The sequence below is a fragment of the Saccharopolyspora antibiotica genome (genome assembly GCF_047200635.1).
Lineage (GTDB): Bacteria > Actinomycetota > Actinomycetes > Mycobacteriales > Pseudonocardiaceae > Saccharopolyspora_C.
The window spans coordinates 91,317-113,977 of sequence record NZ_JBJZOI010000022.1 but is presented as its reverse complement, the minus strand read 5'-3'; the positions used below and the strand labels follow the sequence as shown (position 1 = coordinate 113,977).

Here is a 22,661-nt window from a genome sequence, read left to right as displayed (position 1 = left end):
GTGTACGCGTCCCCTCTTGGTTCCTGGGGGGGGCTCCCCCCCCCCCCCCCCCCCCCCCCCTCCGCGCGTGCGGCACCCCGCACCGGGGGCGGCGCGGCCGGTGCGAAGATGGGCCGGTGACGCGGATCGTGGCAGGCAGCGCCGGAGGCCGTCGGATCGAGGTGCCGCCGCGCGGAACCCGCCCCACCTCGGAACGGGTCCGGGAAGCCGTGTTCAGCGCGCTGGAGTCGGCCGTGGACCTCGACGGCACCAGGGTGCTGGACCTCTACGGCGGATCGGGGGCGCTCGGCCTCGAGGCGCTGTCCCGGGGCGCCGCGCACGCGACCTTCGTCGAGGCCGACCGCCGGGCCGCCCAGATCATCCGGCGCAACGCGGGGTCCCTCGGTTTCCACCAGGTCGCGGTCGAGCAGGCCAAGGCCGAGACGGCGCTGGCCGTCCCGCCCGCGAGCCCCTTCGACGTGGTGCTCGCCGACCCGCCCTACGACCTCGACCCGGCGCGGCTCGCCCAGGTCCTCGCCGCGCTCGCCACCGGCGGCTGGACCGCGCCGGGCGGCCTGGTCGTGCTGGAGCAGTCCGCGCGCGGCGGCGAGCCGGACTGGCCGTCCCCGCTCCGCGCCGACCGCACCCGCCGCTACGGCGACACCGCGGTGCACTGGGCGTTCCTGGACGAGGCGGCTCCGGACGGCACCGGGGACGAACCGGTGGGTTGATCGTTCCCGTCGCCGGTGACCCGCACCACGTCCGGCCGGAGCGCGGCTCGCCCCGGTGCTAACGTCCGGCTCCATGAGGCGTGCGGTGTGTCCTGGCTCCTACGATCCGGCCACCAACGGCCACCTCGACATCATCGAGCGGGCCGCGGGCCTGTTCGACGAGGTCGTCGTCGCGGTCCTGGTGAACAAGAGCAAGCGCGGCCTGTTCACCGTGGACGAGCGGCTGGAGATGCTCCGCGAGGTCACCGAGCCCTGGCCGAACGTGCGCATCGACTCCTGGCACGGCCTGCTGGTGGACTACTGCCAGGCCAACGGGATCGCCGCGATCGTCAAGGGCCTGCGCGCGGTCAGCGACTTCGACTACGAGCTGCAGATGGCGCAGATGAACCAGCGGCTGTCCGGGGTGGAGACGTTGTTCATGTCCACCAACCCGCTCTACAGCTTCCTGGCCAGCTCGCTGGTCAAGGAGGTCGCGACCTACGGCGGGGACGTGGGCAGCCTCGTCCCGCCGAAGATCGAGCAGCGGCTGGTGGAGCGCGTCGCCGAGCGCAAGGCCGAGGGCTAGCGGCCCAGGTCCAGCTTCATGCCGACGTGGCTGAGCTCGAAGCCCAGCCGCTCGTAGAACCGGTGCGCCCGCTGCCGCGAGGCGTTGCTGGTGAGCTGCACGATCCGGGCGCCCCGCTGGCGGGCCTGCCGCACGGCCCACTCCACCAGTTCGCGGCCGAGTCCGCCGCCGCGTCGATCCGCGCGGATCCGCACCGCCTCCAGCTGCGCCCGGGTGGCCCCGGCGTGCGAGAGCCCGGGGATGAAGGTCAGCTGCAGCGTGCCCACGATCGCGCCGTCCAGCTCGGCGACCGCGAGCAGCTGGTTCGGGTCCGCGTCGATCGCCGCGAACGCCGCCGCGTAGCCGGGATCGCCGGGCCGCTCGCGGGTTCGCCCCAGCGAGTCGTCGGCGAGCAGGTCCACGATGGCGGGGAGGTCGGCTTCGACGGCCCGCCGGAGAACGGGAGAGGTCACGACCCCGACCGTAGCGCCACGGCCGGGTGAACTCCGGGCGCGGTCGGCTTCGTGTTCACGACAACGAGCCAGGTGATCATGACCGCGGGTTAGCGTCCGCGCCATGAAGATCTCGTCGAAAGCCCTGAACGTCCTGCTCGCCGGCCTGTTCGCCGTCGTGGGCCTGTTCGGCGTCTCCGCGACCGCGCTCTCGGCCACGCCGGAGCTCGCCCCCGCCCAGACCGAGCGGATCGCGGCGGTCTCCTGCGGCGACACCTCCGGATTCGAGTCGGTGAACCTCTCCGAGCTGCCCCCGGAGGCCACCGAGACCGTCGATCTGATCAAGGCCGGCGGCCCGTACCCGTACCCCCAGGACGGCGGAACCTTCTCCAACCGCGAGGGCATCCTGCCCGACTGCGAGGACGGTTACTACAAGGAGTACACCGTCGAGACCCCCGGCAGCGACGACCGCGGCGCCCGCCGCTTCGTCGTCGGCGACGGCGGCGAGTACTTCTACACCGAGGACCACTACGACAGCTTCGCCATCACGAACGTCGACTCGTGAACCGGTGCTCCCCGAGCGATCAGGGCCGCTCGTCCTTCGGGGGCGGGCGGCCCTGATCGCGTGAAACGGGACACGCCTGCGCGGCTTCCGGGCCTCGCCCGGCTCCCGGCGGCACACTGGAGATCGGCCGACCCGTGATCCCCGGGGCCGGGGTGTGGTGTCATGCTTGCCGCTCCGGGCGGCTACGACGGCAGGGAGTTCGAGGTGTACCGGGTTTTCGAAGCGTTGGACGAGCTCGTCACGATCGTGGAAGAGGCGCGCGGGGTACCGATGACCTCCGGCTGCGTCGTCCCGCGCGGCGACGTGCTGGAGCTGCTCGACGACGTGCGGGACGCGATCCCGCAGGAGCTCGACGACGCCCAGGACGTGCTCGACCACCGCGACGACGTGGTCTCCAAGGCGGAGGCCCAGTCCGGCAAGGCCCTCGGCGACGCCCGCTCGGAAGCGGAGCGCACGCTGTCCTCGGCGCGCGCCGAGGCCGAGCAGGTCCTCGCCGACGCCCAGGAGCAGGCCGATCAGCTCATCGCCGACGCCCGCGCCCGCGCCGAGGAGTCGGTGACCACCGGGCGCCGCGAGTACGAGGACTACGTGGGCCGCGCCCAGTCCGAGGCCGACCGCATGGTGCAGGCCGGACGCGCCGCCTACGACCAGTCGGTGCACGAGGGCCGCTCGGAGCAGGCCAGGCTCGTCGCCGAGACCGAGGTCGCGCAGGCCGCGCACGCCGAGGCGCGGCGCGTCCTGGACGCCGCCCAGGAGGACGCGGAGCGGCTGCGCGGCGAGTGCGACGCCTACGTGGACTCGCGGCTGGCCGACTTCGAGGACCTGCTGAGCCGGACGTTGCGCACCGTCGGCAAGGGCCGCCAGCAGCTGCGCAGCCCGGTCGGCGTCCCGTTCGACTACGAGGAGTCCCGGTCCGGCGCCGTCTCCTACGAGGAGAACTGACCGGGGCGATCGTCCGTGGTCGGGGGCGTCGCGTACGCTTGGTGCGATGGCCGTGCGAGGTCCGTCCCGGAGTGCTCCGGTCGCCGTTCGCTCCCACGTCGCGCCCGTCGATCCCGCCTCCCGGTCCTGCCGGGACCGGTGCGGACCGGGCCGGTGGGGCGGCAGCGCCCGGCCCCGGCCGGAGCTCGGCGTGCCGGACGGCCCTCGGCCGTTCCCGCCATCGCGCCACCGCGCCGGGTCTTCCCGGGCGGCGGCCGACCGGCAACCTGACCAGCCCCTCCGCTTCGACGAGATCCGTGATGTCCCAGAACCGTGACGCCGCAAGCTCCGCTCCGCAGGTCGGCCCGTGGGTGCTCGACACCCGCGAGATCGGGCACCGCGCTGGTAGCAGCCGCAGCTACACCCGCGACGCTCCGGCGCCCGCCGGGTTCGGGCTGGACATGATCGGGGTGCCCGAGGGCGCCCCCGTGGAGCTCGACCTGCTGGCGGAGTCGGTGGTGGAAGGAGTGCTGATCTCGGGCACCGCCGCGGCGGATCTCGCCGGTGAGTGCTCGCGCTGCCTGGACCCGATCTCCGAGGAGATCGAGATCGAGCTGCGGGAGCTCTACGCCTTCCCGGACAGCACCACCGACGCCACCACCGACGAGGACGAGGTCAGCCGCGTCGTCGACGAGCTGATCGACCTGGAGCCCGCGGTGCGGGACGCGATGCTGCTGGAGATGCCGACCTCTCCGGTGTGCAGCGAGGATTGCCAGGGGCTGTGCACCGGGTGCGGGGTGAAGTGGGCCGAGCTCAGCCCCGATCACACCCATGAGACGATGGACCCTCGCTGGGCCGCGCTGCGTGAGCGGTTCGGCGGAAACGAAGAGGAGAACTAGCCGTGGCCGTCCCCAAGCGCAAGATGTCCCGCTCCAACACCCGGCACCGCCGGTCCCAGTGGAAGGCCACCGCGCCGACCCTGGTGCAGTGCTCGAACCGGGCCTGCCGGGAGCAGAAGCTGCCGCACGTCGTCTGCCCGGCCTGCGGCCAGTACGACGGCCGCCAGGTCGTCCAGCCCGCCTGACGCCCGCGGGTCGCGGCGTGGGGGGAAAGCAGTCCCGGAACCGCCCGGTGGACCGGGCCCCGCTGATGGAAGCGCTCGGCGTCGAACTCGACGCCGAGCTGCTCACGCTCGCCCTGACGCACCGCTCCTACGCGTACGAGAACGGCGGCCTGCCGCCGAACGAGCGGTTGGAGTTCCTCGGGGACTCGGTGCTCGGCCTGGTGATCACGAACCGGCTGTACCGGGAGCACCCGGACCTGCCGGAGGGGCAGCTGGCGAAGCTGCGCGCGAGCCTGGTCAACATGCACGCGCTGGCCGGCGTCGCCCGCACCCTCGGCGAGGGCGGGCTGGGGCGGTACCTGCTGCTGGGCCGGGGCGAGGAGCTCACCGGCGGCAGGGACAAGGCGAGCATCCTGGCGGACAGCCTGGAAGCGGTGCTCGGTGCGGTGTACCTGGAGCACGGCATCGACGTCGCCCGGGACATGATCTACCGGTTGTTCGGGCCGTTGCTGAGCGAGGCGCCGCAGCGCGGTGCCGGGCTGGATTGGAAGACCAGCCTGCAGGAGCTCACGGCCGCGACCGGTCAGGGCGTCCCGGAGTACCGGGTGCAGGAGCGCGGGCCTGATCACCGCAAGGAGTTCAGCGCGTTCGTGTCGGTCGCCGGGGACACCCTCGGCGAGGGCGAGGGCAGGACGAAGAAGGAAGCCGAGCAGAAGGCCGCCGAGGCGGCCTGGCGCTCGTTGTCCGAGCGGCAGCAGGCCGCGGAGGACGGAGCGACCGGAGGCGACGCGACGCAGGTCGACGCGAAGCCCGCCGGTGGCGAGGACGGTTCGGCCTGACCGCACCGCGGTGAGGTCGGCTCGACGGCCGGTCGAGCGGTGGATTCTCCGGCGGCTTCCCGCCGCGGGATCCTCTGCTCGACCGGCCGTTCCGCTTTTCCCGGCTCCGCCGGGCTGTGCTGGAAGGTGGGCGCGTGCCCGAGTTGCCCGAGGTCGAGGTCGTCCGGCGCGGTGTCGCCGAGCACGTCGCCGGACGCACGGTGTCCGCGGTGGAGGTGCTGCACCCCCGCGCGGTGCGCAGGCACGTCCCCGGCCCCGACGACTTCGCCGCCCGGCTGGCCGGCCGTCAGGTGCTGCGGGCGCGGCGGCGCGGCAAGTACCTGTGGCTGGAGCTGGCCGAGGACGAGGCCCCGCAGGGCACCGAGTTCGTCGGCGCGGCCGAGGCGCCGGGCGAGGCGTTGCTGACCCACCTCGGGATGAGCGGTCAGCTGCTGGTGCAGCCGGTGGGCACCGCGGACGAGAAGCACCTGCGGGTGCGGTTCTCCTTCGCGGACGGCGGCCCCGAACTCCGGTTCGTCGACCAGCGCACCTTCGGCGGGCTGAGTCTGGCGGACCAGGTGGAGGTCGGTGGCGTGCTGCTGCCGACCCCGGTCGCGCACATCGCCGCGGATCCGCTGGAGGCGGTCTTCGACGTGGCAGCGGTGGTGGAGAAGCTGCGTTCCCGCCGCACCGGGATCAAGCGCGCGTTGCTGGACCAGAGCCTCGTCTCGGGCGTCGGCAACATCTACGCCGATGAGGCGCTGTGGCGCGCGAAGCTGCACTGGGCGCGCCCGACGGCGACGCTGACGCGCCCGGAGGTGCGCGCCCTGCTGGCGGCGGTCACCGAGGTGATGCGCAGCGCCCTGGACGCCGGGGGCACCTCGTTCGACGCGCTGTACGTCAACGTGAACGGCCAGTCCGGCTACTTCGACCGCTCGCTCGCGGTCTACGGCCAGGCCGACCGGCCTTGCCCGCGCTGCGGCACCCCGGTCCGCCGCGACGCGTTCATGAACCGCTCCTCCTACACCTGCCCCGCCTGCCAACCCGCACCCCGCAACGCCCACCGCTGACGGCTGCCCCCGCTGAGCGCGGGTGACCGGCGGGCGCACCGCGTGCGGTAGCGGCGGGCTCCGGGAACCGGGTTCGAGGCGCTCGTCCCCGCGCCGTCGGCCGGCCCGTCGCGGTGAACCGGCGAGGTCCGGCGAACCGCGGTGGCCTTCCCGCTCGCGGGTGGTGCGCGCGCATCCTCGTGGCCCGGCAGCGTCCCGCACCCCGGCAGCGCCACGAATCCCCGCGCTGGGCCGGTTCTCCTGCCCGGAGCCGTTCCCGCTCGCGGGCCGCACCTCCCCGCCCGATCCCGGTCGGTGAACCTGGGAACGGGCTGGGAGTCCGCTGCGGGGCTCCCCGGAACTCCTGGCACCGCTCGGAGCCGTCCGCCCCGCTCGGGGCGCTGAGCACGGCGACCTCCTGGCCCGTGGCCGTCGGCGGGCCCGCGATTCCCAGCGTTCTCCCACTGCGCCTCCAGCGGCGTGACAACCGGGCGGTGCTTGCTGGAACCCGGTGGCCGCGCACCGTCGGCCGCGCCAGGAGCGGGAGAACGCGAAGGGACGCACGCGATGCCGAGAGCAAGTGCCGAGACGGCGAGCCGGGGGGCCGCGCCGCGCGCCGCGGCGACGGTCGACCTGGTGATCCCGGTGCACAACGAGGAGCGCTCGCTGCCCGGGTGCCTGCGGGTGCTCCGGGAGCACCTGGTGCGCGACTTCCCGTTCGAGTGGTCGATCACGGTGGTGGACAACGCGAGCACCGACGGGACGTTGCGCGTCGCCCACGAGCTCGCCGACGCGATGCCGAACGCGCGGGTGCTGCACCTGGCCCGCAAGGGACGCGGCCTGGCCCTGCGCACCGCGTGGGGCTACAGCGACGCGGACGTGGTGGTCTACATGGACGTGGACCTCTCCACCGGGCTCGACGCGCTGCTGCCGCTGGTGGCACCGCTGGTGAACGGGCATTCCGACCTCGCGATCGGGTCCCGGCTGGCTCCGGGCTCGCGCACGGTCCGGGGAGCCAAGCGGGAGCTGATCTCCCGCTCCTACAACCAGGTGATCCGCTGGACGCACGGCGCGCGGTTCTCCGACGCGCAGTGCGGCTTCAAGGCCGCCCGCACCGACGTGGTCCGCCCGCTGCTGCGCCGCGTGCGCGACGACGCCTGGTTCTTCGACACCGAGCTGCTGCTGCTCGCCGAGCACAACGGCCTGCGGGTGCACGAGGTTCCGGTGGACTGGGTGGAGGACGTCGACACCCGGGTGAACGTCGCGCGGACCGCCGCCGACGACCTCGCCGGGCTGCTGCGGGTGGCGCGCGCCAAGCTCACCGGTGCCGCCGCGGTCGAGGGGCTGCCGAGGCGACCCGGGCCCCGCGCCGCGCACCCGCAGGCGGTGCTGGCGGAGCGGGAGAACGGCCTGCTGTGGCAGCTGTTCTCGTTCTCGCTCATCGGAGTTCTGTCCACTGCGGTCACCACGGTGCTCTACGCGCTGCTGCGGACGTGGTGGCCGCCGCTGCTGGCGAACCTGGTGGCGCTCACCGCGACGACCCTGTGGAACACCGAGGCCAACCGCAGGTTCACGTTCCTCGGCCGGGCTCCGGCCTCGGGGCGGGTGCACCTGCAGGGGCTGGTGGTGTTCGCCCTCTACTACGTCGTCACCTCGGGTGCGCTGCTCGCGCTGGACGCGACGGTGCCGGACGCCTCGCGCTGGCTGGAGGTGCTGGTGCTGGTGGGCTCCTCGGTGGTCGGCACGGCGCTGCGGTTCGTGCTGCTGCGCTCCTGGGTGTTCCGGCCCGTCGCGACGCGAACCGCTTCCGGCGGCTCCGAGCTCGTCGGCTCCGGAAGGGGCGACGCATGACCGCCGCCGCGATCGACCACGTCCGCGCGGGCTCCGCTGACACGTCCCGCCGGGTCAGGTGGCATCCGTTCGCGCTCGCGGCGATCTGCCTGCTCTCGGCCGTCCTCTACGCCTGGGGGATCGGGGAGTCCTGGGGTAACGCGTACTACTCGGCGGCGGTCAGGTCGATGTCGCGGAGCTTCGAGAACTTCCTGTTCGGCTCCTTCGACCCGGTCGGTGTCGTCACGGTGGACAAGCCGCCGATGGCGCTGTGGGTGCAGGTGGCCTCGGTCCAGGTGTTCGGGTTCAGCCGGTTCGCCGTGCTGTTCCCCCAGGTCGTGATGGGTGCGGCGGCGGTGTTCGTGCTGCACCGGACGGTCCGCCGCTGGGCGGGGGAGCACGTGGCGCTGCTGGCCGCCCTGGTGCTGGCGCTGACGCCGATCACCGTGGCGATCAACCGGGACAACAACCCGGACACGCTGCTGGTGCTGCTGGTGCTCGCCGCGGCCTACGCGCTCACCCGCTCGTTGTCGGCGCGGCGCGCCTCGGCCGCGACCTGGTGGCTGGTGGCGTCGGCGGCGCTGATCGGCTGCGGGTTCCTGACCAAGATGTTGCAGGCGTGGCTGCTGCTGCCGGTGTTCACCGTCGCCTACCTGGTGGGGCGCGAGGCGTCGTGGGGCCGCAAGGCGCTGGACCTGCTCGCGGCGGCGGGGACGGTGCTGGTCGCCTCGTTCTGGTGGGTGGCGGTGACGATGCTGTGGCCCGCCCCGAAGCCCTACATCGGCGGCAGCGAGGACGGTTCGGCCTGGGACCTGGTCTTCGGCTACAACGGTTTCGGCCGGATCTTCGGCGGCGAGGGCAACGGCGGCGGGGGCGGATCCGGCGGCGGTGGGCCCGGTGGGGGCGGCGGGTTCTCCGGTGAGTCCGGGCTGCTGCGCTTCGCCAACGAGCAGCTGGCGGGCCAGATCAGCTGGCTGCTGCCGCTGTGCGGGCTGGTGCTGGCGGCGGTCGTGCTCGGCGGGGTGCGTCGGCGCCGCGCGAGACGACCGGTGGACCGGTTCCGCGCCGCCGGCTGGGTGCTCTGGGGCGGCTGGCTGGTGTTCAGCTGGCTCGTCTTCAGCTTCGCGCAGGGCACGATGCACCCGTACTACACGACGATGCTCGCGCCCGCCGTCGGTGCCGTGGCCGCCGCCGGGCTGCTGCGGTTCTGGAAGGCGCACCGGGAGGGCTCGCTCACCGGGTGGCTGCTGCCCGCCGGAGTGGTGATCACCGTGGGCTGGGCGGTGGTGCTGGTGTCGCGGGAGCCGGAGTGGCACGGCTGGGCCGCCTACCTCGCGCTCGGGCTGGGCGGGCTCGGGGTGCTGGCGCTGGCCCTCGGACGGCGCGAGCACGGGCTGGTGCGCGCCGGGCTGGCGTTGTCGCTGGCCGCGGTGCTGGCGGTGCCGGGCACGTGGTCGCTGGCGACGGCGTTCGCCGGGGAGAGCGGCGGTGGCGCGGGTGGGGCGAACCCGACGGCCGGGCCGTCGACCGGTGGGTTCCCGGGCGGGATGCCGGGCGGTCCCCAGGACCGGGACGGCCAGGGCCGGGGTGGCGAGCCGCCGGGCGGGATGCCCGGGGGGATGGAGGGCGACTCGCTGACCTCGGAGCAGCAAGCGCTGCTGGACCTGGTCACGGCTCAAGCCGGGGACCGGGAGATCCCGCTCGCGGTCGAGGGGGGCGCGCAGGGCGCGAGTTCGTACATCATCAACAGCGACCTCCGGGTGATCGGGATGGGCGGGTTCACGGGCAGCGACGACGCGCCCTCGGTGGAGCTGCTGGAGCGGTGGAAGCAGCAGGGCAGCCTCGGCTTCGTGCTGCTCGGCGGTCGAGGGGGTCCCGGCGGCGGACCTGGCGGCCCGGGCCCGAGCGGCCAGGACCCGAGCGGCCAGGGCGATCAGGCCCGCGATGGCCGACCGGGCGGCGGGATGCCCGGCACGGGTGGTGCGTCCACCGAGCGGCAGGAGTGGGTCCAGCGGAACTGCACCCTCGTCGACCCCGCCGTCTACGGCGGCACCGCGAACACCGGCGAGCAGCAGGCGGACGGTCTCCACGACTGCCGCGGCTGAGGACCGCGCGCCTCGGCCCAGCCGGGCGGCCGGGGCGCGCACCTGGTTCCCAGCGTCCGTTCAGCGAACTCCCAGCCGGGTGGGAGATCCTGGCCCGGTGGCTGACGAGAAGGCGCCCTCGGCGCGGGTACTGGTCGTCGACGACGAGCCCAACATCCTGGAGCTGCTCACGGCCGCCCTGCGGTTGAGCGGTTTCGAGGTGCGGGGCGCCGCCAGCGGCGCTGAGGCGCTGCGCGCGGCCGGCGAGTTCCGCCCGCACATCGTGGTGCTGGACGTGATGCTCCCGGACCAGGACGGGTTCACCGTGGCTCGACGGCTGCGCGAGCGCGACGAGGCGGTGCCGGTGCTGTTCCTCACCGCGCGGGACGCGGTGGAGGACCGCATCGCCGGGCTCACCGCGGGCGGGGACGACTACGTGACCAAGCCGTTCAGCCTGGACGAGGTGGTGCTGCGGTTGCGCGCGATCCTGCGCCGCGCGCGGCCCGCGCCGCTCGCCGAGCCGGACTCCCGGTTGCGCTACCGGGACCTCGAACTCGACGAGGAGACCTACGAGGTGCGCCGGGCCGGACGGCTGGTGAACCTCTCGCCGACGGAGTTCAAGTTGCTGCGCTACCTGCTGGTCAACGCGGAGAAGGTGGTCAGCAAGGGGCAGATCCTGGACCGGGTGTGGAACTACGAGTTCGGCGGCGACAGCCGGATCGTGGAGTCCTACATCAGCTACCTGCGCCGCAAGGTGGACTTCGCCCGGCCCGCCCTGATCCACACCATCCGCGGCGTCGGTTACGTGCTGCGGGTCCCACCGGAGGAGCGAGCGCGGTGCTGAGGGGTCCGAGGTCGTTCGCGCGCACCCTGCGCGGCCGGCTGGTGCTGCTGCTGATCGGAGCGGCGGTGGCGGGTCTGGTGGCGATGGGCTTCGCCAGCCAGCTGCTGCTGCGGAACTCGTTGCTGGACAAGCTGGACGGGCGGTTGCACGAGATGTCCCGCCCCTGGCTCGACGTCCGGCCGCCGCCCCCGCCGGGGCCGCGGGACGGCGACGAGCAGGGGCCCCGACTGCCCACGGACTTCCGGGCGCTGCTGTTCGCCCCCGGCGGTGCGCTGGAGCAGGTGCACGGTCCGACCGAGTCCGACCCGCGGCAACCGATGATCGACCGTCCAGGCCCGGACGGGGAGATCATCACGGTGCCGGATCGCTCCGGCGGCGCGGACTGGCGGGTGCTCACCGAGACCCGGCCGGACGGGGCGCGCGTGTCGCTGGCGCTGTCCACCGGGGACGTGGACCAGACCTTGCGGTGGCTGCTCGTCATCGAGCTGGTCGTGGGCGGGATCGTGGTGGCGGTGCTCGCGGCGGTCGCGATGGTGACGGTCCGGCTGGGCCTGCGGCCGCTGACCCGCATCGAGCACACCGCGCACGCCATCGCCACCGGCGAGCTGGACCGCCGGGTCGCCGATCAGGACCCGGGGACCGAGACCGGGCGGCTGGGCGCGGCGCTGAACGCGATGCTCGGGCGCCTCGTCGCCGCGCTGCAGCAGCGCGAGCAGTCCGAACTGCGGCTTCGCCGGTTCGTCGCGGACGCCTCGCACGAGCTGCGCACCCCGCTGACCTCGATCCGCGGGTTCGCCGAGCTCTACCGGCGCAGCGACTCACCGGGCGAGCAGGACGTGCGGCGGATGATGTCGCGCATCGAGGGCGAAGCGGTGCGGATGGGCGACCTGGTGGAGGATCTGCTGCTGCTGGCCCGGCTGGACCGGGAGCGCACCATCGACCTGGTGGACCTGGACCTGGTCCCGCTGGCGCGGGACGTGGCCGGGGACGCGCGGGTGCGGGACGCGGGGCGGCGGATCGACGTGGTGGTGCCGGAGGGCGCGGTGCGGGTGCTCGGCGACGGCCCGCGGCTGCGCCAGGCGCTCACGAACCTGATGACGAACGCGCTGGTGCACACCCCGCCTGGCTCGCCGGTGCGGATCTCGGTGGCGCACGGAGCGGCGCGGGAGGACGTGTTCGCGGCTGGGGCTGATCCGGGTCCGGGGACGGCGATGGGCGTGGTGTCGGTCCGCGACAGCGGCCCGGGCATCGCGCCGGAGCACGCGCGGCGGATCTTCGACCGGTTCTACCGGGTCGACGACGGGCGGGAGCGCTCCGAGGGGGGCAGTGGCCTGGGTCTGGCCATCACGGCCGCCATCGCGGAGGCGCACCACGGCCGGGTCGAGCTGTCCACCGGCCCCGCGGGATCGACCTTCCGCCTGCTCGTCCCGCTGAGCTGACGGGCGGTGCCGGTAGCGGGGCGGACCGGCACCGCCCGGGTGCTCAGAGCTTCACGGTGGGGTTGTGCAGGTCGAACCAGACCGAGACGTCCAGGGCGCGCTCGAACACGTTCCGAGTAGGTGTGTCCACTTCGGACGGATCGAGCTCGGTGGCCCTCTTCACCCAGTCGCCGTTGAGCAGCTCCAGGGCGCGGTCGCCGGTGCTGACCAGCTCCTTGACCTGCTTCTGCAGCTCCGCCGCGTACGCGGGGTCCTGAGTGGACGGATAGGGGCTCTTGACGCGCTCGACCACGGACTTCGGCAGCACGTCGGCGGAGGCGCCGCGCAGCAGGCTCTTCTCCCGGCCGTCGAAGGTCTTCAGCGACCAGGGGGCGTTGAACACGTACTCGACCAGGCGGTGATCGCAGAACGGGACCCGGACCTCCAGGCCCACGGCCATCGACATCCGGTCCTTGCGGTCCAGCAGCATCCGCACGAAGCGGGTCAGGTGCAGGTAGCTGATCTCCCGCATCTTCGCCTCGAACGGGCTGTCCGACTCCAGGGTCGGCATCGACCCGATGGCCTGCTCGTACTCGGCCGAGACGTAGCCGGGGAGGTCCAGCGCGTCGGCGATGGAGGGTTCGAGGATCCGGCCGCTCTCGGCCTGCTGCGCGGTGATCGCGGCCAGCCACGGGAAGGTGCGGGCCTGCTGCACCTTCGGGTCGTGGAACCACTTGTAGCCGCCGAAGACCTCGTCGGCGGACTCCCCGGACAGCGCCACCGTCGAATGGCCGCGGATCGCCTTGAACAGCAGGTAGAGCGAGTTGTCCATGTCGCCGATGCCCATCGGGAGGTCCCGGGAGCGCACGGCGGCGCGGCGCACCGCGGGATCGGCCAGCGCCTGCGGGTCGAGCACGATGTCCTGGTGCAGCGAGCCGACGTGCTGGTGCACGTCCTGGACGTACGGGCCGTCGGGGGTCGCGCGCATCTCGTCGGGCTGGAAGTTCTCGGTTTGCCCGACGAAGTCCACGGCGAAGCTGCGGACCTGCTCGTCCCGCTCGGCGAGCTGCTGGGCGGCGAGCGCGGTCAGCGCGCTGGAGTCGAGACCGCCGGAGAGCAGCACGCAGCGCGGCACGTCGGCGACGAGCTGGCGGCGCACGATGTCGTCGAGCAGCTCGCGCACGCGCGCGACGCTGGTCTCCCGGTCGTCGGTGTGCTCGACGGCGTCGAGGCTCCAGTAGGTGTGCTCGCGCAGGCCGTTGCGGTCGAAGGTGACCACGGTGCCGGGCACGACTTCGCGCATCCCCTGCCAGATGGCCCGGCCGGGGGACTTGGTGACCGTGAACAGCTCGCGCAGGCCGTCGGCGTCGACGACCTTCTCCACCTCGGGGTTGGCCAGGATCGCCTTGGGTTCCGAGCCGAACAGCAGGCCGTTCCCGGTCTGCTGGTAGTACAGCGGCTTGATGCCCATCCGGTCGCGGATGAGCAGCAGCTGCTCGGTCCGGGTGTCCCAGACGGCGAACGCGTACATGCCGTTGAGCTTCTCGGCGACCTCGGCGCCCCATTCCAGGTAGCCGTGCAGCACGACCTCGGTGTCGCTGTCGGTCTCGAAGTCGTGGCCCCGTCGCCGCAGCTCCTCGCGCAGCTCGGTGAAGTTGTAGGCCTCACCGCTGTAGACGAGCCCGACCTCGCCGTCGGCGGTCCTGACCTCCATCGGCTGCGCGCCGCCGGGCAGGTCGATGATCGCGAGCCTGCGGTGCCCGAGCGCCGCGTGCCGCTTGACCCAGGTGCCTGCCCCGTCCGGCCCGCGGCAGGCCATGGTCTCGCACATGGAGTCGATGACGGGCTGTTCTCGGGTGAGGTCTCGGCGGAAGTCGATCCAGCCGGAGATGCCGCACATGGGCGTAGCTCCTTTCGCGCAGGTCCTTACTTAGTCAAGGTAACTAGATAGTTGCGTTGACGAAACCAGTTGGCGCGGTGGATTTTGGCCGGAGCAAAGCCCCTTACCAGCCAAAACGGGCGAAATTCGGTCGCTGCGCGTGGCCGGCGCCCGCATCGGAGCAGGTAACACCGCCGCAACGTCGAGCGTGCGTCCACCCGGGTGAAAGAGCCACCGGGGCCCGGCGACCCTCGCGTCAAGACCGCGTCAAGACGCGGCGCGGCCCCGTCAAACCCGCGTCAGGGACCTGTCCACCCGGCGGCGCGGGACGTTGAGTGGTCTCAGCAGGGCGCCACCCGGGCGCCCCTCACCTCGAAGGAGGCGCGTGATCGTGGTCGATCTGGCGTACGCGGTGCTGCTGATCGGCGGCTTCCTCGTGCTGGCGCTGGCGCTGCGCGGTCTGGAGCGGTTGTGACCGAGCTCCTGGCCAACGCCGCGGGCGGGCTGCTCGCGCTGCTGCTCACCGCCTACCTGTTCATCGCCCTGATCAGGCCGGAGAACTTCTGATGTCCAGCCTCGCGGTCGGCCTCCTCCAGGCCGGTCTCCTCGTCCTCGCCCTGGCGGTCGTCCACAAGCCGCTCGGTGACCACATGGCGCGCGCTTACACCGACGAGCGGCACTGGAAGGTGGAGCGCGGGCTCTACCGGGTGCTGCGGGTGGACGGCGACTCCGGCCAGCGCTGGCCGACCTACGCGGCCGCCGTGCTCGCCTTCTCCTTCGTCTCGATCGCGCTGCTCTACCTGCTCCAGCGGATGCAGACCCTGCTGCCGCTGGACTTCGGTCGCCCGCCGGTCGAACCCGCGATGGCGTTCAACACCGCCGTCAGCTTCGCCACCAACACGAACTGGCAGTCCTACGTCCCCGAACAGGTGCTCGGCCACGCCGTCCAGCTCGCCGGGCTCGCGGTGCAGAACTTCCTGTCCGCCGCGGTCGGCATGGCCGTCGCGGTGGCGCTGGTGCGAGGGTTCACCCGCTCCGGGGACGACCGGATCGGGAACTTCTGGGTGGACCTGACCCGCGGCGTGGTGCGGATCCTGCTGCCCCTCGCGGCGGTCTCGGCGGTGCTGCTGGTGGCGCTGGGCGCAGTGATGACCTTCGCCCCCGCGTTGCAGGTGGTCGGCCTCGACGGGCAGCCGCACGCGATCGCGACCGCACCCGTCGCCAGCCAGGAGGCGATCAAGGTGCTCGGGACCAACGGCGGCGGCGTGCTCAACGCCAACTCGGCGCACCCGTTCTCGAACCCCACCGGGCTCAGCAACCTGCTGGAGATCTTCTTGCTGCTGCTCATCCCGGTGTCCCTCACCCGCACCTTTGGAACCATGGTCGGCGACCGCAGGCAGGGCCTCGCGCTGCTGTCGGTGATGGCCGGGCTCTTCACCGCCGTGCTGGCGGTGGTGTGGTGGGCCGAAGCGCACCCGGGCGGGCCGGCCGCGATCGCCGCCGGGGGCGCGATGGAGGGCAAGGAGGCCCGCTTCGGGACCTACCTGTCCGGGCTGTTCGCCACCGCCACCACGGGCACCTCCACCGGCGCCGTGAACGCGATGCACGACAGCTTCAGCGGACTCGGCGGCGGGGTGGTGCTGCTGAACGTGCTGCTCGGCGAGGTCGCCCCGGGCGGTGCCGGTTCCGGGTTGTACGGGCTGCTGGTGCTCGCCGTGCTCGCCGTGTTCCTGGCCGGGCTGATGGTCGGGCGGACCCCGGAGTACCTGGGCAAGAAGCTGGGCCGCCGTGAGATCAGCGCCGCCGCGCTGTCGATCCTGGTGATGCCGACCCTGGTGCTGCTGGGCGCGGGGGTGGCGATCGCGCTGCCCGCGACCCCGGCGGCGATGGCGAATCCCGGCGCGCACGGGTTGACCGAGGTGCTCTACGCCTACGGTTCGGCGGCCAACAACAACGGCAGCGCCTTCGCCGGGCTCACCGTCACCGGTGACTTCTTCCAGGTGACCCTCGCGCTGGCGATGCTGTTCGGCCGGTTGCTGCCGATCCTCGCGGTGCTGCTGCTCGCGGGTTCGCTCGCGCGGCAGCAGCGGGTCCCGGCCGGATCCGGAACGCTGCCCACCACCGGGCCGCTGTTCGCGGGGCTGCTCGCGGGCACCGTCGTGCTCGTCGCGGCCCTGACCTTCCTGCCCGCGCTGGCGCTCGGGCCGATCGCGGAGGCATTGGCATGATCACGCAGGAACGAGGAGCCCGCGGCGCGCTCGCCGCGGTGGCCGCCCCGCGCGGGCGCGCGGTCCCGGCCGGGGCGTTCAGCCCGCGCCACCTGCTCGGCGCGCTGCCCCAGGCCCTGCGCAAGCTGCACCCCCGGCACCAGCTGGGCAACCCGGTCATGTTCGTCGTGTGGGTGGGATCGGTGCTCGCGACGGTGCTCGCCGTCGCCGAACCCGGTGCCTTCGTCGTCGCGGTCGCCGCCTGGCTGTGGTTCACCGTGCTGTTCGCCAACCTCGCCGAGGCCGTCGCCGAGGGCCGGGGCCGGGCGCAGGTCGAGGCGCTGCGCCGCACCCGCGCCGAGGCGGTGGCCCGCCGCCTCGGCGCGGACGGGGAGGAGCGGATCCCCGGCACCGGTCTGCGCGTCGGGGACCGGGTCGTCGTCGAGGCGGGCGAGGTGATCCCCGGGGACGGCGACGTGGTCGAGGGCATCGCGACCGTCGACGAATCCGCCATCACCGGCGAATCCGCCCCCGTGATCCGGGAATCCGGCGGCGACCGCTGCGCGGTGACGGCCGGGACCACCGTGCTCTCCGACCGGATCGTGGTGCGGATCAGCACCGCGCCAGGGGAGACCTTCGTGGACCGGATGATCGCCCTCGTCGAGGGCGCGCAGCGGCAGAAGACGCCGAACGAGATCGCGCTCACGGTTCTGCTGGCCACGCTCACCATCGTCTTCCTGCTCGCGGTGACCGCGTTGCAACCGATGGCGGGCTACGCGGGCTCGCTGCTGCCGGTGGTGACGCTCACCGCGCTGCTGGTGTGCCTGATCCCGACCACGATCGGCGCGCTGCTGTCCGCGATCGGCATCGCGGGGATGGACCGGCTGGTGCAGCGCAACGTGCTGGCCAAGTCCGGGCGCGCCGTGGAGGCCGCCGGGGACGTGGACACGCTGCTGCTGGACAAGACCGGCACCATCACCTTCGGCAACCGCCGCGCCACCGGCCTCGTGCCCGTCGGCGCCGCCACCGAAGCGGAGCTGGCCGAGGTCGCGGTGCTCGCCAGCCTCGCCGACCCGACTCCCGAGGGCGTCAGCATCGTCGAGTTCTGCCGCGAGCGCTTCGCCCCGCCCGAGGCCCCGCCCGGACGCGGCGAGCCGGTGGAGTTCACCGCGCAGACCCGGATGAGCGGTCTCGACCTCGACGGCCGGGAGATCCGCAAGGGCGCGGTCAGCGCGGTGCGGGACTGGGTGCGCGCGGGCGGCGGAGCGGCCGGAGCCGAGGTGGACTCCGCGGCCGAGGACATCGCCCGCGAGGGCGGCACCCCGCTGGCGGTGGCCGAGCACCGGGACGGCGCGTTCCGGGTGCTCGGCGTGGTCCGGCTCGCCGACGTGGTCAAGCCGGGGATGGCGGCGCGCTTCGCCGAACTGCGCGCGATGGGCATCCGCACGGTCATGGTCACCGGCGACAACGCGCTCACCGCCGCCGCCATCGCGCGCGAGGCCGGGGTCGACGAGCACCTCGCCGAGGCGAAGCCCGAGGACAAGATGGGGCTGATCCGCCGCGAGCAGGCGGGCGGGCGGCTGGTGGCGATGACCGGCGACGGCACCAACGACGCGCCCGCGCTCGCGCTGGCCGACGTCGGGGTGGCGATGAACACCGGCACGGCCGCCGCCAAGGAGGCCGGCAACATGGTCGACCTCGACTCCGACCCGACGAAGCTGATCGAGATCGTCGAGATCGGCAAGCAGCTGCTCATCACGCGCGGGGCGCTGACCACCTTCAGCATCGCCAACGACCTGGCGAAGTACTTCGCGATCCTGCCCGCGCTGTTCGTGGTCGTCCACCCGCAGCTGAACCGGTTGAACGTGATGCAGCTGGCGACGCCGTCCTCGGCGATCCTCTCCGCGGTGATCTTCAACGCGCTGATCATCGTGCTGCTGATCCCGCTGGCGCTGCGCGGAGTCCGCTACCGGCCGTCGAACGCGGCCGCGCTGCTGCGCCGCAACCTGCTGCTGTTCGGCGTCGGCGGGGTGCTCACGCCGTTCGCCGGCATCTGGCTGATCGACCTCGTGGTGCGCACGATCCCGGGCCTGGGCTGACCGCCCGGCGACAGCCGGTCGAGGGGAGTTCCTGGAGATGACGATGTTCAAGACGTTGCTGCGGCAGGCCGGAACCGGGATCCGGGCGCTGCTGGTGTTCACGGTGCTGCTCGGGTTGGGCTACCCGCTGGCCGTGTGGGGCGTGAGCCGGTCACCCGGTCTGCACGAGCACGCGGAGGGCTCCCCGCTGGTGGTGCGCGGTCAGGTGGTCGGATCCGAGCTCATCGGGGTGGACCCGGTGCCCGCCGATCCGGCGCGCGACCCGTACTTCCACACCCGCCCGTCGGCTTCGGCGGTCGGGCCGCTGGGGCCGGGCGATCCCGCCACGTCCGGCGGGTCCAACCTGTCGGCCGACAACCCGCAGCTGCTCGCCGCCGTGCGGGAGCGCCGCGCCGCCATCGCCGCCCGCGAGGGCGCCGCGCCGCGGGCGGTGCCGGTGGACGCCGTCACGGCCTCGGCCAGCGGGCTGGACCCGGGGATCAGCCCCGCCTACGCGGAGCTGCAGGCTCCCCGGGTCGCGCGGGTCACCGGTCTGCCGCCGAGCGAGGTGCGGCTGCTCATCGCCCAGGCCACCTCGGGCGGCGGGCTCGCGGAGCGGACGGTCGCGGTGCCCGCGCTCAACGCCGCCGTCGCCGAGCGGCGGTGAGCACCGGGCGGGCCGCGCCGGGTGCGCGGTCCGCCCGACCGGCAGGATCGGGGTCACCGACCGGAGGGAAGGCGGCGGATGAAGCGGGGCGAGCTGCGGATCTACCTGGGCGCGGCGCCGGGCGTGGGCAAGACCTTCGCGATGCTCGACGAGGCGCGGCGGCGCGGTGCGCGCGGCACCGACGTCGTGGTCGGCCTCGTCGAGACCCACGGCCGGGTGGAGACCGGCCGGCTGCTGGAGGGCTTGGAGGAGGTGCCCCGCCGCGCCTTCGAGCACCGCGGCGTCCGGGTGACCGAACTCGACGTGGACGCCGTGCTCGCCCGCCGGCCGCAGGTCGCCGTCGTCGACGAGCTCGCGCACACCAACGCCCCCGGCTCCCGCCACGAGAAGCGCTGGCAGGACGTCGAGGAGCTGCTGGAGGCCGGGATCACCGTGCTGTCCACGGTGAACGTGCAGCACCTGGAGAGCCTGAACGACGTCGTGGAGGCCATCACCGGCGTCCGCCAGCAGGAGACCGTGCCCGACGAGGTGGTGCGGCGGGCCGAGCAGATCGAGCTCGCCGACATCACCCCGCAGGCGCTGCGCCGTCGCCTCGCGCACGGCAACGTGTACTCCGCCGACAAGGTCGACGCCGCGCTGGGCAACTACTTCCGCACCGGCAACCTCACCGCGCTGCGCGAGCTGGCGCTGCTGTGGCTGGCAGACCAGGTCGACGTGGCGCTGCGCCGCTACCGCGCCGAGCGGCGGATCACCGACACCTGGGAGGCCAGGGAACGGGTCGTCGCCGCCATCACCGGGGGAGCGGAGAGCGAGACCCTGATCCGCCGCGCCCGCCGCATCGCCGCCCGCGCGGGCGCGGAGCTGCAGGTGGTGCACGTGCTGCGCGGCGACGGCCTCACCGGTGCGTCCCCGGCGAACCTCGCCCGCGCCCGCAAGGTGACCGACGACGTGGGCGCCAGCTTCCACACCGTCGTCGGCGACGACGTTCCCGAGGCGCTGCTCGACTTCGCCCGCGCGGCCGACGCCACCCAGCTCGTCGTCGGCACCTCCCGGCGCTCCCGCTGGGCGCGGGTGGCGGAGGAGGGCATCGGCGCCACCATCGTGCAGCGCTCCGGCACCATCGACGTGCACATGGTCACCCACGCCGAGGCCGGGCGACGCCGGTCCCGGCGCCCGGCGCGGAATCCGCTCTCCCGGGTGCGGCAGGCGTGGGGTTGGGCCCTCGCGTTCGCGCTGCCCTCGGCGGTGACCGGGGTGAGCACGCTGCTCGGCGACTTCGAGCTCTCCACCGACGTCGTCGGTTACTTCCTGGCGACGGTGGTGGTGGCGCTGGTCGGCGGGATCGCGCCCTCGCTGGCGGCGGCGCTGCTGGCCGGGGGGATGTTGAACTTCTTCTTCACCGAGCCGACGCACTCGCTGGCGGTGAGCAGGCCGGAGACGCTGGTGACGGTGCTGGCGATGATCGGCGCGGCGCTGATGGTGGCGGTGGTGGTGGACCGCGCGGCCCGGCTCGCCGAGCGGGCTGCCCGCGCCCGCACCGAGGCCGCGCTGCTCGCCTCCTACGCGCGCACCGTGCTCACCCACCCCGATCCGCTGCCGAGGCTGCTGGAGAAGCTGGTGGAGAACTTCGGCCTGTCCTCGGCGGCGCTGCTGGAGCGCGCCGGGGACAGCTGGCGCATCGCCGCCTCGATCGGCACCCGGCCGTGCGGCAGACCGGGGGACGCCGACGTGGACGTCGAGATCACCGCCGACGTGCACCTGGCGCTGCGCAGGCCCGGTGGCCGCCCGCTGCCCGCGGACGACCGCACGGTGCTGGAGGCCGCCGCCGGGCAGGCGCTGGTCGCGCTGCGCCAGCAGCGGATGGCCGTCGAGGCGGCCGAGGCGCAGCGGCAGGCGGACGCGAGCCGGCTGCGCACCGCGCTGCTCTCGGCGGTCGGCCACGACCTGCGCACCCCGCTGGCCTCGATCAAGGCCTCGGTCAGCAGCCTGCGCATCCCCGGTCTGGAACTGTCCGAACAGGACACGGCGGAGCTGCTGGCCGGGGTGGAGGAATCCGCGGACCGGCTCGCGGACCTGGTGGACAACCTGCTGGACTCCTCCCGGCTGGCCACCGGTGCGATCGTCCCCCAGCTGCGCCCGGTCGGTTACGACCAAGCGGTCGCGGGGGCGCTGGCGGGGTTGGACGGGCGGGAGAAGGTGGTCGTGGACACCGACGAATCGCTGCCCGCCGTGCTCGCCGACGTCGGGCTGCTGGAACGCGTCATCGCCAACGTGGTGCAGAACGCCCTGAAGTACGGCGGGGACGGCGTCGCCGTCCGGGCCAGCGCGCACGCCGCGCGCGTGGAGCTGCGCGTCGTCGACCACGGCCCCGGCCTGCCCGAGGACACCGCCGAGTCGGTGTTCGCGCCCTTCGAGCGCGGCGGCGAGCCCGGCGACACCGGCCCGCCCGGGGTGGGGCTCGGGCTCAGCGTGGCGCAGGGCTTCATGCAGGCCATGGATGGCACCATCCAGGCCGAGGACACTCCCGGCGGCGGGCTCACCATCGTGCTGTCGCTGCCGGTGGCGGCGGAGGGATGATGACGAAGGTCCTGGTCGTCGACGACGAACCGCAGCTGCTGCGCGCGCTGCGCATCAACCTCACCGCGCACGGCTACGAGGTGGCGGTGGCCGCCGACGGCGGGACCGCCCTGCGCCTCGTCGCCGAGGCGCGCCCCGACGTGGTGGTGCTCGACCTCGGCCTGCCCGACCTGGACGGCGTGGAGGTCGTCGAGGGCGTGCGCGGCTGGACGAAGATCCCGATCATCGTGCTGTCCGCCCGCACCGAGTCCACCGACAAGGTCCGCGCCCTCGACGCCGGGGCCGACGACTACGTCACGAAGCCCTTCGGCATGGACGAGCTGCTGGCCCGGCTGCGCGCGGCGGTCCGCCGCGCCCACGTCTCCGCGACCGGCGACGAGCCGGTGGTGGACGCCGGGACCTTCCAGGTGGACCTGGCCGCGAAGAAGGTCCGCCGCGACGGGGAGGAGGTGCACCTGACCCCGACCGAGTGGGGAATGCTGGAGGTCCTGGTGCGCCACCGCGGCCGGCTCGTCGCGCAGCGGCAGCTGCTGCAGGAGGTGTGGGGTCCGGCCTACGCGGACGAATTCCACTACCTGCGCGTCTACCTCGCCCAGCTGCGCCGCAAGCTCGAAGCCGACCCGAGCCGCCCCCGCCACCTCATCACCGAGCCGGGCATGGGCTACCGGTTCGAGGTCTGAGCGCGCTCCTTCGACCGCTGGCGGGCGAGGTCCTCCCGCGCCACCGCCATCGCCTCGTCCAGCGCCCGCCGGAACACCGCGATCTCGCTGTCCCGCAATCGGAAGTAGCCCTGCTCCTCCGGGCCGAGCACCTCGATCTCCCCGGCGGAGACCCCGACGGAGCACAGCGCGATCTCCGCGTCGTCATCGCTGCACCGGCACAACCACTCCCGCTGCGGGCTGCCCTCCGCGAACCGCACGACCTTCTCGTCCATGGATCCTCCTTCTGCTCCGGA

The 22,661-nt window shown here is 73.5% G+C and carries 21 protein-coding genes; 18 read left to right on the top strand and 3 right to left on the bottom strand.

Annotated elements, in window-relative coordinates; translation table 11 throughout:
* Positions 1-116: 116 nt before the first annotated feature.
* Positions 117-710, top strand: a complete 594-nt coding sequence (gene rsmD, locus ACL03H_RS19140) for a 16S rRNA (guanine(966)-N(2))-methyltransferase RsmD (protein WP_412812642.1) — start codon at positions 117-119, stop codon at positions 708-710.
* 73 nt (positions 711-783) lie between these two features.
* Complete coding sequence (gene coaD / locus ACL03H_RS19135) at positions 784-1,275, top strand: pantetheine-phosphate adenylyltransferase (protein WP_412812641.1); 492 nt, start codon at positions 784-786, stop codon at positions 1,273-1,275.
* Here the strand turns inward: coaD and ACL03H_RS19130 are convergent.
* Positions 1,272-1,727 (bottom strand): GNAT family N-acetyltransferase, encoded by a 456-nt coding sequence (locus tag ACL03H_RS19130; RefSeq protein ID WP_412812640.1) that lies wholly within the window; start codon positions 1,725-1,727, stop codon positions 1,272-1,274. The two genes, coaD and ACL03H_RS19130, sit on opposite strands and share 4 nt — an antisense overlap.
* Positions 1,728-1,830: 103 nt before the next feature.
* Here ACL03H_RS19130 and ACL03H_RS19125 point away from each other — a divergent pair, with 103 nt between their 5' ends.
* The 10 genes from ACL03H_RS19125 (at position 1,831) to ACL03H_RS19080 (ending at position 12,319) form a co-directional block, all read left to right on the top strand.
* A complete protein-coding gene (locus ACL03H_RS19125) occupies positions 1,831-2,271 on the top strand; it encodes a guanyl-specific ribonuclease (protein ID WP_412812639.1) in 441 nt (146 codons plus the stop codon).
* 204 nt (positions 2,272-2,475) lie between these two features.
* On the top strand, positions 2,476-3,213 hold the full coding sequence (locus tag ACL03H_RS19120) for a DivIVA domain-containing protein (protein ID WP_412812646.1): 738 nt from the start codon (positions 2,476-2,478) through the stop codon (positions 3,211-3,213).
* 299 nt (positions 3,214-3,512) lie between these two features.
* Positions 3,513-4,091: a YceD family protein gene (locus ACL03H_RS19115; protein ID WP_412812638.1), complete on the top strand. Its 579-nt coding sequence runs from the start codon at positions 3,513-3,515 to the stop codon at positions 4,089-4,091.
* 2 nt (positions 4,092-4,093) lie between these two features.
* Positions 4,094-4,276: a 50S ribosomal protein L32 gene (gene rpmF, locus ACL03H_RS19110; RefSeq protein ID WP_184481814.1), complete on the top strand. Its 183-nt coding sequence runs from the start codon at positions 4,094-4,096 to the stop codon at positions 4,274-4,276.
* A 17-nt stretch (positions 4,277-4,293) separates the two neighbouring features.
* Positions 4,294-5,094, top strand: coding sequence for a ribonuclease III (gene rnc, locus ACL03H_RS19105; RefSeq protein ID WP_412812637.1), 801 nt, complete (start codon positions 4,294-4,296; stop codon positions 5,092-5,094).
* Between the two features lie 134 nt (positions 5,095-5,228).
* Positions 5,229-6,143: a bifunctional DNA-formamidopyrimidine glycosylase/DNA-(apurinic or apyrimidinic site) lyase gene (mutM, locus tag ACL03H_RS19100; protein WP_412812636.1), complete on the top strand. Its 915-nt coding sequence runs from the start codon at positions 5,229-5,231 to the stop codon at positions 6,141-6,143.
* Positions 6,144-6,689: 546 nt separating this feature from the next.
* Entirely contained in the window at positions 6,690-7,973 is a 1,284-nt protein-coding gene (locus tag ACL03H_RS19095; protein ID WP_412812635.1) for a bifunctional glycosyltransferase family 2/GtrA family protein, read from the top strand.
* Positions 7,970-10,057: an ArnT family glycosyltransferase gene (locus tag ACL03H_RS19090; RefSeq protein WP_412812634.1), complete on the top strand. Its 2,088-nt coding sequence runs from the start codon at positions 7,970-7,972 to the stop codon at positions 10,055-10,057. Before ACL03H_RS19095 ends, ACL03H_RS19090 begins: the two co-directional genes overlap by 4 nt.
* Before the next feature lie 97 nt (positions 10,058-10,154).
* Positions 10,155-10,880: a response regulator transcription factor gene (locus ACL03H_RS19085; protein ID WP_412812633.1), complete on the top strand. Its 726-nt coding sequence runs from the start codon at positions 10,155-10,157 to the stop codon at positions 10,878-10,880.
* Positions 10,874-12,319 (top strand): sensor histidine kinase, encoded by a 1,446-nt coding sequence (locus tag ACL03H_RS19080; protein ID WP_412812632.1) that lies wholly within the window; start codon positions 10,874-10,876, stop codon positions 12,317-12,319. The genes ACL03H_RS19085 and ACL03H_RS19080 overlap by 7 nt, the downstream gene beginning before the upstream one ends.
* A gap of 43 nt (positions 12,320-12,362) precedes the next feature.
* Here ACL03H_RS19080 and asnB read toward each other — a convergent pair whose 3' ends face one another.
* A complete protein-coding gene (gene asnB / locus ACL03H_RS19075) occupies positions 12,363-14,198 on the bottom strand; it encodes an asparagine synthase (glutamine-hydrolyzing) (protein ID WP_412812631.1) in 1,836 nt (611 codons plus the stop codon).
* Positions 14,199-14,648: 450 nt separating this feature from the next.
* Here asnB and kdpF point away from each other — a divergent pair, with 450 nt between their 5' ends.
* From kdpF to ACL03H_RS19045, 6 genes are all read left to right on the top strand, one after another.
* A complete protein-coding gene (gene kdpF, locus ACL03H_RS19070; RefSeq protein WP_412812630.1) occupies positions 14,649-14,744 on the top strand; it encodes a K(+)-transporting ATPase subunit F in 96 nt (31 codons plus the stop codon).
* Entirely contained in the window at positions 14,744-16,405 is a 1,662-nt protein-coding gene (kdpA, locus tag ACL03H_RS19065) for a potassium-transporting ATPase subunit KdpA (protein WP_412812629.1), read from the top strand. Before kdpF ends, kdpA begins: the two co-directional genes overlap by 1 nt.
* Positions 16,402-18,483 carry a potassium-transporting ATPase subunit KdpB gene (gene kdpB, locus ACL03H_RS19060; protein ID WP_412812628.1) on the top strand — a complete coding sequence of 694 codons (2,082 nt, stop codon included), beginning with the start codon at positions 16,402-16,404 and terminating at the stop codon, positions 18,481-18,483. Before kdpA ends, kdpB begins: the two co-directional genes overlap by 4 nt.
* 43 nt (positions 18,484-18,526) lie before the next feature.
* The gene (locus tag ACL03H_RS19055) at positions 18,527-19,129 is read left to right on the top strand and encodes a potassium-transporting ATPase subunit C (protein ID WP_412812645.1); all 603 of its coding nucleotides are present in this window, start codon (positions 18,527-18,529) and stop codon (positions 19,127-19,129) included.
* 78 nt (positions 19,130-19,207) lie between these two features.
* Positions 19,208-21,706, top strand: a complete 2,499-nt coding sequence (locus ACL03H_RS19050; RefSeq protein ID WP_412812627.1) for a DUF4118 domain-containing protein — start codon at positions 19,208-19,210, stop codon at positions 21,704-21,706.
* Positions 21,706-22,386 (top strand): response regulator, encoded by a 681-nt coding sequence (locus tag ACL03H_RS19045; protein ID WP_412812626.1) that lies wholly within the window; start codon positions 21,706-21,708, stop codon positions 22,384-22,386. The genes ACL03H_RS19050 and ACL03H_RS19045 overlap by 1 nt, the downstream gene beginning before the upstream one ends.
* Here the strand turns inward: ACL03H_RS19045 and ACL03H_RS19040 are convergent.
* Complete coding sequence (locus ACL03H_RS19040) at positions 22,368-22,640, bottom strand: hypothetical protein (RefSeq protein WP_412812625.1); 273 nt, start codon at positions 22,638-22,640, stop codon at positions 22,368-22,370. The genes ACL03H_RS19045 and ACL03H_RS19040 overlap by 19 nt on opposite strands.
* Positions 22,641-22,661 lie beyond the last annotated feature (21 nt).

Bases quoted from the DNA above. Each gene is read 5' to 3' on its own strand.
- ACL03H_RS19090 (WP_412812634.1), top strand. From the start codon at position 7,970: ATGACCGCCGCCGCGATCGACCACGTCCGCGCGGGCTCCGCTGACACG.
- ACL03H_RS19095 (WP_412812635.1), top strand. From the start codon at position 6,690: ATGCCGAGAGCAAGTGCCGAGACGGCGAGCCGGGGGGCCGCGCCGCGC.
- ACL03H_RS19115 (WP_412812638.1), top strand. From the start codon at position 3,513: ATGTCCCAGAACCGTGACGCCGCAAGCTCCGCTCCGCAGGTCGGCCCG.
- ACL03H_RS19045 (WP_412812626.1), top strand. From the start codon at position 21,706: ATGACGAAGGTCCTGGTCGTCGACGACGAACCGCAGCTGCTGCGCGCG.
- ACL03H_RS19050 (WP_412812627.1), top strand. From the start codon at position 19,208: ATGAAGCGGGGCGAGCTGCGGATCTACCTGGGCGCGGCGCCGGGCGTG.
- ACL03H_RS19040 (WP_412812625.1), bottom strand. From the start codon at position 22,640: ATGGACGAGAAGGTCGTGCGGTTCGCGGAGGGCAGCCCGCAGCGGGAG.
- kdpA (WP_412812629.1), top strand. From the start codon at position 14,744: ATGTCCAGCCTCGCGGTCGGCCTCCTCCAGGCCGGTCTCCTCGTCCTC.
- ACL03H_RS19125 (WP_412812639.1), top strand. From the start codon at position 1,831: ATGAAGATCTCGTCGAAAGCCCTGAACGTCCTGCTCGCCGGCCTGTTC.
- kdpB (WP_412812628.1), top strand. From the start codon at position 16,402: ATGATCACGCAGGAACGAGGAGCCCGCGGCGCGCTCGCCGCGGTGGCC.
- coaD (WP_412812641.1), top strand. From the start codon at position 784: ATGAGGCGTGCGGTGTGTCCTGGCTCCTACGATCCGGCCACCAACGGC.
- ACL03H_RS19055 (WP_412812645.1), top strand. From the start codon at position 18,527: ATGTTCAAGACGTTGCTGCGGCAGGCCGGAACCGGGATCCGGGCGCTG.
- asnB (WP_412812631.1), bottom strand. From the start codon at position 14,198: ATGTGCGGCATCTCCGGCTGGATCGACTTCCGCCGAGACCTCACCCGA.